Here is a 12,586-nt window from a genome sequence, read left to right as displayed (position 1 = left end):
CCCCTCATCTTTCCTGGCGGACACTCTGTCCCCAGGCCGGAGTTGGCACCTGCCCCAGCCGCCTCGCGGGTTCGCGAGCGTCGCGTGCTGGGATGGTTGCCGGGGCTTCGCAGGGCCGGTCCCTCCACCCCTCTGGATGAGCAATATGAAGTTGTGCGCGGGTCCCGTGGGATCCGCACCGTCACTGTAACGGAGGCGTTGACCGGTTTTCCATGACTCGTGACCTGGGTAACACGAACCCGCTCACATCATGAGACCGCGTCGGTCGGCGCCCCCTCCCGGACACGGTCGCCACCGCGCGCGTGTGACGCGCGCCCCGGTTGACCCGGGCGGGGTTTGGGGCGGCTGTTCACAGGCGAGACCTAGGATGCGCGCCACGTTTTTCTCAGCTGGCACCCGCCTCCCCGGCGAACACCCGACCGCACCTTCGAGAGGACTTTCCACGTGGACAAGGCACAGATCCTCATCGCCTCCAACAGGGGACCCGTGTCCTTCTCGACCTCCGACGACGGCTCGCTGCGGCACCGTCGCGGCGGTGGCGGGTTGGTGTCGGGGATGATCTCGGTGGCCACCGAGATCGACAGCATCTGGGTGTGCGCCGCCCTGTCGGACGCCGACCGGCAGGCGGCGGCGGAGGCGCCGGAGGCCCGGTTGGACCGCGCGTACGACCTGGACGGCATGCGGGTCCACATGCTGGACATCCCGCGGCGGACCTTCGACGGCGCCTACACCGGCGTGGCCAACTCGACCCTGTGGTTCGTGCAGCACATGCTCTACGACACCCCCAACAAGCCGTCCTTCGGCTCCCACTTCCGGCGGCTGTGGGAGGACTACACCGCCTACAACAACGCGTTCGCCGAGGCGCTGGTCGCGGGTGCCGCCGAGGGCGCACGCGTGGCCGTGCAGGACTACCACCTGGCCCTGGTGCCGCGCATCCTGCGCGCCCGCCGCCCCGACCTGCGGATCGCGCACTTCTCGCACACCCCGTGGGCGCCCCCCGAGTACTTCCGGATGCTGCCCGACCAGGTCGCGCGCGACCTGTTGGAGGGCATGCTGGGCGCGGACCGGCTGGGCTTCCACAGTCCCCGGTGGGCGGAGGCGTTCCTGCGCTGCTGCGAGGAGATCCTGCGCGCGAAGGTGGACTTCGCCCGCCGCACCGTGGAGCACGGCGGCCGGGTGGTCGGGGTGGACGTGCACGCCCTGGGAGCGGACGAGGAGGGCCTGCGGCAGAGCGCCGCCGACCCGGCTGTGGCGGCACGCCGGAGCACCCTGGAGGAGGCGGTCGGGGACACGAGGCTGATCGTGCGGGTGGACCGCACGGAGCTGTCCAAGAACATCGTGCGCGGCCTGGAGGCGTACCGCGAACTGCTGACCACCCGCCCGGAGTGGCGGGGCCGGGTGACCCACCTGGCGTTCGCCTACCCGAGCCGGGGCGACGTGCCCGAGTACCGCGAGTACACCGACACGGTGCTGCGGACCGCCAAGGAGATCAACGAGGAGTTCGCGACCGCCGAGTGGACGCCCCTCGTACTGGAGGTCAACGACGACTACCCGCGTTCGCTGGCGTCGTTCCAGATGGCCGACGTCCTGTTGGTGAACCCGATCCGGGACGGCATGAACCTGGTGGCCAAGGAGGGCCCGGTGCTGTCGGAGCGGGACTCGGTGCTCGTGCTGTCGCGCGAGGCGGGAGCCGTGGACGAGTTGGGCGGGCACGCGCTGCTGGTCAACCCCTACGACACCGTCGAGACCGCGGAGGCGCTGCACACGGCGCTGTCGATGCCGGAGGAGGAGCGGCGCCGGCGCAGGGAGCGACTGGCCGAGGCCGCGGTGGCGCTGCCGCCGCGCCGGTGGTTCCAGGACCAGTTGCGCTCGCTGGGCTGAGCCCTCGGGCGGATTCACGGGCGGGGCGCGTCCGCCGTCGGAAGGCGGTACGCGCTCCCCGCCGCGGTGCGGGTGGCGGTCAGTCGGGCGCGCCCGTGTCCGCCTCGGCGAGGAGGCGCCCGACGATCTCGGACTTGGCGTCCGCGTAGTCCTGGATGCGGTCCCAGGTGCGTTCGGCCAGCTCGCGCTTGACCGCGACGTAGCGTTCGCGCGCGTCGGCGCTGTCGATGAGGAGGTCCCGGAAACGGCGCATGCGCTCCGCCTCCTCGCACCCCCGGCTGAACACGTGCAGGTTGAGGTTGACGTCGGAGCCCTTGAGCACCCGGTGTTCGTACCAGTCGGGCTCCCGGATCACCAGGGAGTAGCCGGCGGCTTCGAGGTCGGGCATGTAGGCGGGTTCGTCCGAGGAGTCGGCGACGACCAGCAGCAGGTCGACGCAGGGTTTGGCGGCGAGGCCGGGCACGGCGGTGGAGCCGACGTGCTCGAAGAGCAGCACGCGGTCCCCGAGGGCCGCGTGGACCCTCCCGGACTCGCGCCTGAACAGGTAGGGCCACTTGGGGTCGTACTCGGAGAGGCGGACGCGCCCGTTGACGAGGTTGCGGAACTCGGGTGCGGGCTCGACCCGCAGCCCACCTCGTGAGGGCAGAGGTGACGCATCGAGGGGTGCCATGTTCCACAGCCTTGTCGCCCCGCGTGCCCGCGTCAAGCCCGTCCGACGTGGCTTACATATGCACGCGCACCCGTAACGTCACAGCTCGCCAGGCGTCCGTGACGTGCGGCGACCACCCACCGTGTCCGGTTCCGGCCACGGGGCGCGCGGAACGGAGGTCCCCTGCCGCGGGGCTTGCGGCGGCGGCCGCCCCTCTGCTTGCGGCGGCTGGCGGGCGGGGCCTCGGCGGCCCGCTCGGCGGCGATGCTCTCGTCCTGCTCGCGGCGTTCGGCCTCCACGCCGTAGGGATCGGTGCTGGAGCGGCGCACCCACACGACCAGGAGGAGGACGCCCAGGACCACGACGGCGCCGACGGTGACGAACCACGCCCACACCGGCACCACGCCCGGCTCACCCTGCTCGTTGACCAGGTCCTCGTCGATCACCGGGATGTCCTGGGCGACCTCGGAGGCCTGTCCCTCGGCGGTGGGCAGGTGCAGCGCGGGCAGGCCCTCGGGGCCGGCCTGGGCGCCCTGGACCAGGGCGTCGCCGACCTGGTCGGGGCGCAGTTGCGTGTGCTCCGCGCGCAGGAGCGCGGCGGCCCCGGCCGCCATGGCGGCGGCGTAGGGGGCTCCGGTGACCTCGGTCTGGGTCAGCTCCGGGCCCGCGGTCACCAGGTCCGCGCCGGGGGCGGTCAGCTCGATCTCCTCGGCGCCGGGGGAGTCCGGGATGAGCTCGCCGTTCTCGGTCGCCCCGGCGACGGTCAGCACGTGGGGGTCCTCCCCCGCCCCGGCCGGGCCGACGACCAGCGCGCCGTTGTCGACGGCGTCCCGGGCGGCGTCGGCCAGGTCCGCGCCGTCGGTCTCCGGCAGCAGGATGACCTGGGCGCCCTCCTCGGAGGCGTGACGGACGGCGTCGGCCAGCCGGTCCCGCGTGGGCAGCACGAGCAGCTCGGCCTCGGGCGCCACGCCGAGCACGCCCCCGTCGGCGTCCATGCCGTGCCCGTGCGCCGCGACCAGCGCGGCGGCGGCGTTGCCGGGCCCGACGTCGCCGTCGTTGGCGCCGAACTCCGTGTCCACCCGGACGTTGTCGACCAGGTCCGGGTGCTCCTCGTTCACGGAGACGCCGGGAAGGGCGACGGTGACGCCCTGTCCCTGGGTCGCGTCCCAGAGCTCCTGGGCACCGACGGATTGCAGGCCCCACTGCTCGGGCCGGTAGTCGGGAATGAGGTCGGCCGCGGCCGGGGCCGCGGTCAGGCCGANGGCGCAGGCCGCGACGGTCCCGCCATGGACGTGGCGTGTGTGTGTCCTGTTGCGGCTGTTGCCCCCGAGCACGACAGGCTCCCTCAAACGATGCGGTCGGCGTTCCACGCGGCCCTCCCCCGGACCGCCGCAATTCTGTCACGAGCACAGGATTCAGACGTGGACAAGTGGCCGGAGGGGTAGGGAACGCAACTGTATCCCTGGTGCCAGTCCTGCGTTTTCGGCTCCGCATCCGGCATGTCGAGTCGCTAGCATGAGTCGGGCCGATCCGGACAAACCAATTTCCCGTCCAGGGGGTGTCCCATGCCGAATATCGGTCCGACCGAAGACGGTCAGTCGGCCCTCGCCGAACGCGAACAGCGCATCCTCGCCTTCGAACGCCAGTGGTGGAAGTTCGAGGGCTCCAAGGAACAGGCGATCCGTGATGAGTTCGGGTTCTCCGCGACCCGCTACTACCAGCTGTTGAACGGGCTGGTGGAGCGCCCGGAGGCACTCGCCTTCGATCCGATGACCGTCAAGCGGCTGCGCCGTCTGCGCGCCGACCGCCGCCGCCAACGCAACGCACGCCAGCTGGGCATCCAGCTCTGAGTCCCACCTCGTCCTTCGTCCTTCTCTTTTCGGTCACTTGTACCCACCGCACGGCCGTGGTGACCACATCGCCCGTACGTGCCCCGCTCCGGGTGCGCCGTCCGGGCCATCCCCGTGGCGGCTTCGAGAACCGGACATGGGGAAACCTCCCGTATCGGAGCGACCGAATCCCAGCGAGGAAGACCGGGCCGACCGGGCCCGCCACGGGCGCGCACCGCGGCGAGCCGCCGCACGGGTCCGGTCGGTCGCGCGACGAACACCACACGGGCATCCGGTGAAATCCGGGCACGCGCGCGGGTGGGCGCTCCGTCCGGGCGGGAGCACGTCGATAGTCTGGCGGCCCCGCCCGGCCCGCATCCGCGGCCCCACCGGAAAGGTCCTCCATGTCCCTGCCCCAGCCCAGCACGGACGCCGGACGCAGCGCGCTCGACGCCTTCCTCTCCGAGTCCGGTCAGGCACTGATCGCCTTCGACTTCGACGGCACGCTCGCACCCATCGTCGCCGATCCGCGCACGTCCGCCCCCTATCCGGGGATCGTGGACAGACTCGCCGACCTGGCCGGGCTGCTCGGCACGGTCGCCGTGATCACCGGCCGCCCCGCCGAGACGGCGGTGCGGCTGGGCGGACTGGACCGGGTACCGGGCATCACCGTGCTGGGCCACTACGGGGCCGAGCGCTGGGAGGACGGCCGGGTGGTCGCCACCCCCGCGCCGCCCGGGGTGGAACTGGTGCGCGACGAACTCCCCGGTCTGCTCGACGGCCTGCACGCCCCGGAGGGCACCTGGATCGAGGACAAGGGGCGGTCGCTCGCCGTGCACACCCGGCGCACCGCGGACCCCGACGGCGCGCTGGCCCTGCTCACCCCCGCCCTGAGCGAACTGGCCAGGCGCGCCGACCTCCAGGTGGAGCCCGGGCGGATGGTCGTCGAGCTTCGTCCACAGGGTGTGGACAAGGGTGCGGCGCTCACCGCCCTGGTCGCCGAGACCAGCCCGAACGTCGTGCTCTACGCCGGTGACGACCTCGGTGACCTGCCCGCGTTCGCCGCCGTGACGGCACTGCGGGAGCAGGGCGTCAGGGGCCTGAACGTGTGCTCGTCCTCCGACGAGGTCACCGCCGTGGCCGAGGCCGCCGACCTGGTGGTTCCCGGCCCGGCCGGACTGACCGACCTCCTGGGCGCGCTCACGGACGCGCTCCGTGGCGCCTCCGGCGTGTGAGCACCTCCCCCGGCCGGTGGACGCGGCCGACGGCCGCCATCGCCCGCACGGCGCCGCGCGTGACCGTGTCGCACGTGTCCGCGCGGCCCGCAGCGACTCTCGGGAGCGCTCCCCCCGCCCCTGACGCGCCCGTCTCCGGGTCAGGACGACGACTCGTGCGTCCTCGGCGAGAGCGCCGACCGCGCCGCCGACCTCAGGTCCACCAACCCGGTCCGGTCGCGTCCGTAGTGCACGGCGTTGGTGAGCACGCCCACGTACCGTCCGCTCTCGGGGTGCATGAACAGGCTCGTCCCGGTGAAACCGTTGTGGTAGACCACCCCCTCCGGGGTGACCAGCCAGCCCAGCCCGCGCCACAGCCGAGGTCCCGCGTCCACGTGCGGCCGCCAACTCGTGCGCACGTAGGAGGACGGGACCGGTCCTCTGCCGCCCTCGTGCAGCCGCAGCATCTCACGGGTGAACGCGCCGAGGTCGATGGCCGTGGTGAACACCCCGGCGTGCCCGGCCACGCCGCCCATCAGCGCCGCCGCCTCGTCGTGCACGACGCCCCATGTGGGGGCGGTTCCGGGGATGCGGCGCTCGGTGGGCGCGACCCCGGGTGAGCGCGCCAGGGGGCCGAAGGTGGTGGACCGCATGCCCAGATCCGCCCACAGGTCACTGGCCAGCCGGTCCAGGCTCGTGCCGTGGAGGCGTTCCAGGAGCAGGCCGAGCAGGATGAACCCGCGGTCGACGTAGTGGTAGCCGGGTTCCTCCAGCGGGTCGGCGAGGATCGCCTCTGCCAGGTCCTGGTCGGTGCCGACGTACCGCTCCAGCCAGGTCACCGGGTTGAGGCGGCTGGTGTGGGTGAGGACCTGCCGCGCGGTCACCTCGGCACCGGGGAGGTGGTCCACGTCCAGGTATTCGGACATCGGGGCGTCCAGGTCCATGATCCCCTCGGCGACCGCCTGGCCGACCAGGGGCCAGGTCGCCATGACCTTCGTCAGGCTCGCGACGTCGTAGGCCACGTCCGGGGCCGTGTCGTGCTCCCCGTCGGTGCGGCCGACGGCCACGAACTCCCACATACCGCCGGTACCGATGACGGCCGAGCCGCCGGGCAGCCAACCGGCGTCCACCATCACCTTCAGAACGCCACGGATCCGCGCCCCCGTCTCCGTGAGCCAGTCACCATCACGCACAACACGCCTCCCCCCAGGTGGTCTCGTCTCTCGGCGATACCCCGTTATCAGGTTGTTGTCACACGGGTCTCGGAGGTGTACAGGACGAAACCCTCGCAGGTCGTAGCCGTAATGAGGGGACCAACGCGCGTCGGAGTAGTCTGGCGCCGGAGAAGCCCCGAGGAGGACGATGAGCAGCCAGACCCCCGTGCCCGCCGGTTTCCGCGGCGTGGCCGGAAACATCGGGATCAAGGATCCGAACGACGACTTCTTCGCGGTGGTGTCCGAGGTCCCCGCGCGCGTGTCCGCCGTGTTCACCCTGTCGCGGTTCGCCGGACCCAGCGTGCTGCTCAGCCGCCGCGCCGCGGCCGACGGCAGCGCGCGGGGGGTCGCGGTGATCGCCCGCAACGCCAACGTGGCCACCGGGAGGGTCGGCGACAGCCACGCCCACGAGCTCCAGGAACGCGTGGCGCGTGCGGCGGGGGTGCCACCCGAGGAGGTCCTGGTCGCCTCCACCGGTGTGATCGGTCGCCCGTATCCGATGGAGAAGGTCCGCGCCTACCTGGACGCGCTGCCGACCGACTTCCCCCCGGCGGACCTGGACCGCTCGGCCGCCGCGATGATGACGACCGACACCCGGCCCAAGACCGCCTCGGCGAAGGTGGGCGGGGCGACGCTGACGGGCATCGCCAAGGGCGTGGGCATGATCGAACCGAACATGGCGACCATGCTGGCCTGGTTCTTCACCGACGCCGAGGTGGAGCAGCCGGTTCTGGACGAGGTGTTCCGCCGTGTGGTGGACCGCACGTTCAACGCCCTGAGCATCGACACCGACACCTCCACCAGCGACTCGGCGGCGGTGTTCGCCAACGGGCTGGCGGGGCCGGTGGACGTGGCCGCGTTCGAGGCGGCGCTGTACGAGGTGGCGCTGAAGCTGGTGCGGATGATCGCCTCGGACGGCGAGGGCGCCAGCAAGCTGATCGAGGTGCGCGTGAGCGGCGCGCGCGACGACGCCCAGGCCAGGCGGGTCGCCAAGACCGTGGTGAACTCCCCGTTGGTGAAGACCGCCGTGCACGGCGCGGACCCGAACTGGGGCCGGGTGACGATGGCGGTCGGCAAGTGCCAGGACGAGACCGACATCGTGCCGGACAACGTGCGGATCTCCTTCGGTGACGTGGAGACCTACCCGGCGGAGGCCACGGACGAGGTGCTGGAGCGCGCCGCCCAGCACATGAAGGGCGACGAGGTGGTGATCAGCGTCGACCTGGGGATCGCCGACGGCGCCTTCACCGTCTACGGCTGTGACCTGACCGAGGGCTACATCCGGATCAACGCCGACTACACGACCTGAGGCGGGCCCGGAGGCCGGGCACGGCCGGGCGCACCGGAGCGGCGCCACCCTCCGTCCACAGGGGGGGTGGCGCCGCCCCTTCCTTCACGGTTCCCTGGCCGCGTGGTCCCACCCGTCGCCCGCCACCGCCCTCAACGGACGCCTACGGCGCGGTCCCCTCCCTCCGACGACTTCGGCGGGCCCCATCCCGGAGCGCCGTCGCCCCAGCGTGCCGACGCCTCCGTCGACGACCCCGCCCCGCCTCCGCGCGACGGCGACCGGCACCGGAGGCGGCGTCCGTGCCGCTCCGGTGCCCGACCGGGCCTCAGACGTGCACGACGGGCTCGCCGCCGTCGGGCTGCCCCGCGCGCATGAACAGCGACAGCACCGCCGCCAGCAGCATCAGCCCCGCCGCGATCCCGAAGGCCCACTGCAACCCGTCGATGAAGGCCAGGTTGCTGGCCTCGGTGACCGCGCGCACCGCCTGGGAGGCGGCTCCCTCGGGCACCACCGCGCCGCCCTGGGCGACGACGCTCTGCATGCTCGTCAGTTCCTCGGCGGAGGGCTCGGCCAGTCCCGCGTCCGCGAAGTGACCGGGCAGGGTGGAGATGATGGTCGCCGACATGACCGCGCCCAACACGGCCGTCCCCAGCGAGCCGCCCAGCTGCATCGCGGCCTGCTGGAGGGCGGAGGCCACGCCCGCGAAGCGCACCGGGGCGTTGCCGACGATGGCCGCGGTGGAGCCGGTCATCACCAGGCTCAGGCCGATGCCGAGCAGGACGAAGGCCGTCGACAGGTAGGCGATACCGGTGTCGGTCTCCAGGCGGGACAGCAGGAACATGCCCGTACCCGCCATCAGCAGGCCCACCGTGGTGGGCAGCCGGGCACCCACACGGTCCAGGAGGCGGCCCGCGACCGGCGAGGTGAGCGCCATCAGCGCGGTCATCGGCAGCAGCTGCATGCCGGTCTGCGCCGGGGACATCCCCAGCACGCCCTGGAGATAGAAGGTGACGAAGAACAGCGACCCCATCAGGCTCACCGCCATCAGCACCATGAGCACGACGCCGATGGAGATGGAGGGGTTCGCGAAGAGTCCCAGGGGGACCAGCGGGTCCTGGGGGCGGCGCTCCCAGAGCACGAACGCGATGCCGAAGACCAGCGCGGCGGCGAGGGAGACCAGGGTGACCGGGTCCCCCCAACCCGCGGTGGGCGCCTCGACCAGGGCCCACACCAGGGCGAAGATCGCGATGCTGACCAGGACGATGCCGGGCACGTCCATGCGCGAGCCGGAGTCGGTGGCCTGGTTGGGGCCGAGGAGCCACAGGCCCAGGGCCAGGGCCGCCGCGCCGACGGGCACGTTGATGAAGAACACGGCCTCCCAGCCGAACACGCCCACCAGGACGCCGCCCACGATGGGACCGCCCGCGGTGGCCGCGCCGAGGATGCTACCGAAGACGCCGAAGGCGCGGCCGAGCTTGTGCGGCGGGAAGCTGGCCCTCAGCAGGCCCAGGGCGGCGGGCATCAGCAGGGCGCCGAAAATCCCTTGCAGCACGCGGAAGGCGATGAGCATGATGACCCCCGCGGACAACGCGATCGCCACCGAGGAGAGCACGAAGCCCACCACGCCCACGAGGTAGGTGTTGCGGTAGCCGAAGCGGTCGCCGAGCTTGCCCGCGGTGATCAGGAAGACCGCCAGGCCGAGCAGGTAGCCGTGGGTGACCCACTGGAGTTGTGCCAGCGAGGCGCCCAGGCTCTCGCCGATGGCGGGGTTGGCGACGGCCACGATGGTGCCGTCCAGGGCGACCATCATCACGCCGAAGGCGATCGCCACCAGGGTCGCCCAGGGGTTGCCCCGCAGTCCCCTCCGTTCCGCCCGCGTCGTCTGTGGAACGGTCCGTGCGGTCATGGTCCCCCCTGAGTGCCGTCGTCTTCCTCAGGGCGATTATGTCTGTCGCTGACTCTTTGCAGCAACTGTGTTTTGTCAGCCGCTGACGTAATCTGTTTCACACGCTATCCTCATGGGCAGAGCCAACACGCGGGAGGCACGTCCATGAGCACGACGAGCGCCGAACCGGGGGAGCGGGTCGGGCTCCGCGAGCGCAAGAAGGCCCGGATGCGCGAGTCCCTCATGGAGGCGGCGCTGCACCTGTTCCACGAGAACGGGTACCAGCGGACCACGACGGAGGAGATCGCCTCCCGTGTCGGGGTCTCCCAGCGCACGTTCTTCCGTTACTTCACCTCCAAGGAGGACGTCGTCCTGGAGGCGGTCGAGGACGTCGACGAGCACCTGTGCTCGGCCCTCCTGGCCCGACCCGCCGACGAGCCCCCGTTCACGGCGCTGCGCAACGCGATACTCGACCACTGGGGGTACCTGGAGCAGGAGGCGCTGCACCTCCGGGGCAGCGCGATGGGGCTGGTGACCGAGAGCCCCGAGCTGATCGAGGTAAACGTGCGCTACTGCCACCGCAGGCAGAACCGGCTGGCCCGGGCCGTGGGAGAGCGCACCGGCGTGGACCCGGACGCCGACCCGCGTCCGGGCCTCCTGGCCGCGGTGTTCCTCGCCGCGCTGAACACTGGTCACCAGGCGTGGTGCGAGTCGGGTTCCCGCAGCACCGAGGACCTGGTCCGGGCGTTCCTCCACCGGCTCGACCTGGTACCCGAGACCGTCGCCTGCCCCTGGGGGGCGCCGCGCGGCTGAGCGTCCGCGCGGAGCCCCTCCCCGCGTGCGCGGGGCTCACGCGTGCGTGGTGTCCGCACAGGCAGCTCGACCGGTTCGTCCCCGCGTGCGCGGAGACCACAGCACATGGCGTGGGGCAGCGGAAGGCGCCACCCTCACGCGCCCCTCGGGCGGATCCGGTTCCCGGGGCCGAACGCCATCCCCCGCGGCCTCACCACTCGGCGGCCTCCGGGTGGACGGCCGCCCTCACCACCTCCCGGGCCTGCTCGGCACTGGACGCGGCCAGCGCCAACTCCGCCAGGCGACGGCACTCGTCACGGGTGTGCAGGGCCAGCGCGCGGCGCACGGCGGGCAGGACGGGGGCCGACATCGACAGGCTGGTCGCGCCCAACCCCACCAGCACCAGGGCGAGGAGCGGCTCGGCCGCGGCCTCACCGCACACGCCCACGGGGCGCCCCGTCCTCTCCCCCACGCCTCCCACGGTTCCCACCAGGTGCAACAGCGCGGGCTGCCAGGGATCGAGCAGGTCGGGCAGCGCGCCGAGGGTCCGGTCGGCGGCCATCGTGTACTGCGCCAGGTCGTTGGTGCCGATCGACACGAAGTCCACCCGTGGGAGCAGCCGGTCGGCGAGCAGCGCCGCCCCGGGCACCTCGATCATCACCCCGACCCTGGTGAGCCCGGCCCCGCGCGCCAGGGAGACGAACTCGTCGGCCTCGTCGGGGGTGGACACCATCGGCGCCATCACCCGGACCTCGGCGGAGGTCTTCCGGGAGGCGGTGGCGATCGCCGCGAGCTGCTCGGTGAGCAGGCCCGGATGCACACGCGAGGTCCGGAATCCGCGGACGCCGAGCGCGGGGTTGTCCTCGTGGCCGGTCCGCGCGAAGGCCAGGGGTTTGTCCGAACCCGCGTCCAGCGTCCGGACCGTGACCGTACGTCCGGCGAAGGCCTCGAACAGGGCCGTGTAGGCGGCCTCCTGCTCCTGGGTCGTGGGCGGCTCCGAGCGGTCCAGGAACAGGAACTCGGTACGCAGCAACCCCACGCCCTCGCTGTCGTGCGCACCCGCCTTGTGGGGATCGCCCTCACCGACGTTGAGCAGCAGCGCGACCGGCGTTCCGTCCGCGGTCCGCCCGGGACCGCTGGACTCGGCCAGCAGCGCGCGTCGGCGTTCGGCACGCTGGCGTAGCCGGTCGGCGAACTCCTCGTCGGGATCGGCCACGACGGTCCCGGCATCGCCGTCCACGGCCACGGTGCTCCCGTCCCCGAGGGTGTCGGCCCCCTCGCACCCGACCACGGCCGGGATGCCGAGTGCCCGCGCCAGGATGACCGTGTGGCTGGTGGGCCCTCCCCCACGGGTGACGATGGCGAGCACGCCCTCGGTGTCCAGCTGGACGGTGTCGGCGGGCGCGAGGTCCTCGGCGACCAGCACGTGCGCGACCCCGGGGTCGGGCAGCCCGGGCATCGGCAGGCCCAGGAGCAGGGCGATCGCCCGGTCCCGGATGTCGGCGAGGTCGGCCGCGCGTTCGGCCAGGTAGCCCCCGGCCGCCCGGAGCAGCTCCTGGTAGGCGCCGCACGCGGCGTGGACGGCCCACGCCGCCGGTTCCCCCTCCTCCGTGTACTCCCCGACGCGACGGGCCAGCTCGGGGTCTCGGGCCATGAGCGCCTGGGCCCCGAGGACCGCCGCCGCGTCGCCCCGGAGCTCGGCGGCCCGCCGGTCGAGCAGGTCCGCCACCCGTTCCAGGGCCCGTCGTGCCTCGACGGCCTCGTCCGCGGGGGCGCCCGCGGTCATGCGCTTCTCGGGCAGGGACGGCGGTGCGGCCATCCGCGCCACCGGGCC

The 12,586-nt window shown here is 72.6% G+C and carries 10 protein-coding genes and 1 riboswitch; of the genes, 5 read left to right on the top strand and 5 right to left on the bottom strand.

Annotation, left to right across the window (positions count from 1 at the left end):
- Nucleotide 1 precedes the first annotated feature (1 nt).
- Nucleotides 2-143, bottom strand: a riboswitch (SAM riboswitch).
- A 301-nt stretch (nucleotides 144-444) separates the two neighbouring features.
- A complete protein-coding gene (locus D455_RS0119730; protein ID WP_017572433.1) occupies nucleotides 445-1,881 on the top strand; it encodes an alpha,alpha-trehalose-phosphate synthase (UDP-forming) in 1,437 nt (478 codons plus the stop codon).
- Between the two features lie 79 nt (nucleotides 1,882-1,960).
- Here D455_RS0119730 and D455_RS0119725 read toward each other — a convergent pair whose 3' ends face one another.
- Both D455_RS0119725 and D455_RS31055 read right to left on the bottom strand, forming a co-directional pair.
- Nucleotides 1,961-2,551 (bottom strand): GrpB family protein, encoded by a 591-nt coding sequence (locus D455_RS0119725; protein ID WP_017572432.1) that lies wholly within the window; start codon nucleotides 2,549-2,551, stop codon nucleotides 1,961-1,963.
- 32 nt (nucleotides 2,552-2,583) lie between these two features.
- A complete protein-coding gene (locus D455_RS31055; RefSeq protein WP_152487111.1) occupies nucleotides 2,584-3,864 on the bottom strand; it encodes a S8 family serine peptidase in 1,281 nt (426 codons plus the stop codon).
- 231 nt (nucleotides 3,865-4,095) lie between these two features.
- Between D455_RS31055 and D455_RS0119715 the strand changes: the two genes are divergently transcribed.
- Nucleotides 4,096-4,380, top strand: a complete 285-nt coding sequence (locus tag D455_RS0119715) for a DUF3263 domain-containing protein (RefSeq protein WP_013155209.1) — start codon at nucleotides 4,096-4,098, stop codon at nucleotides 4,378-4,380.
- A gap of 383 nt (nucleotides 4,381-4,763) precedes the next feature.
- A complete protein-coding gene (gene otsB, locus D455_RS0119710; protein WP_017572431.1) occupies nucleotides 4,764-5,594 on the top strand; it encodes a trehalose-phosphatase in 831 nt (276 codons plus the stop codon).
- 140 nt (nucleotides 5,595-5,734) lie between these two features.
- Here otsB and D455_RS0119705 read toward each other — a convergent pair whose 3' ends face one another.
- Nucleotides 5,735-6,766, bottom strand: a complete 1,032-nt coding sequence (locus D455_RS0119705) for a serine hydrolase domain-containing protein (protein WP_017572430.1) — start codon at nucleotides 6,764-6,766, stop codon at nucleotides 5,735-5,737.
- A gap of 169 nt (nucleotides 6,767-6,935) precedes the next feature.
- Between D455_RS0119705 and argJ the strand changes: the two genes are divergently transcribed.
- Entirely contained in the window at nucleotides 6,936-8,096 is a 1,161-nt protein-coding gene (gene argJ / locus D455_RS0119700) for a bifunctional glutamate N-acetyltransferase/amino-acid acetyltransferase ArgJ (protein WP_017572429.1), read from the top strand.
- Between the two features lie 304 nt (nucleotides 8,097-8,400).
- Here argJ and D455_RS0119695 read toward each other — a convergent pair whose 3' ends face one another.
- Entirely contained in the window at nucleotides 8,401-9,981 is a 1,581-nt protein-coding gene (locus D455_RS0119695; RefSeq protein WP_017572428.1) for an MFS transporter, read from the bottom strand.
- 144 nt (nucleotides 9,982-10,125) lie between these two features.
- On the opposite strand from D455_RS0119695, the gene D455_RS0119690 reads away from it, so the two are divergent.
- Nucleotides 10,126-10,773 carry a TetR/AcrR family transcriptional regulator gene (locus D455_RS0119690; RefSeq protein ID WP_017572427.1) on the top strand — a complete coding sequence of 216 codons (648 nt, stop codon included), beginning with the start codon at nucleotides 10,126-10,128 and terminating at the stop codon, nucleotides 10,771-10,773.
- Nucleotides 10,774-10,963: 190 nt separating this feature from the next.
- On the opposite strand, the gene ptsP is transcribed toward D455_RS0119690, so the two are convergent.
- Nucleotides 10,964-12,586 (bottom strand): phosphoenolpyruvate--protein phosphotransferase (gene ptsP, locus D455_RS0119685; RefSeq protein WP_017572426.1); only part of this gene is annotated, 1,623 nt, incomplete at its 5' end.

The sequence above is a fragment of the Nocardiopsis halotolerans DSM 44410 genome, from assembly GCF_000341065.1.
In the GTDB taxonomy this organism is placed as follows: domain Bacteria; phylum Actinomycetota; class Actinomycetes; order Streptosporangiales; family Streptosporangiaceae; genus Nocardiopsis; species Nocardiopsis halotolerans.
Note: the sequence above shows the minus strand (reverse complement) of the source record. Positions and strands in the feature narration are given on the sequence as shown.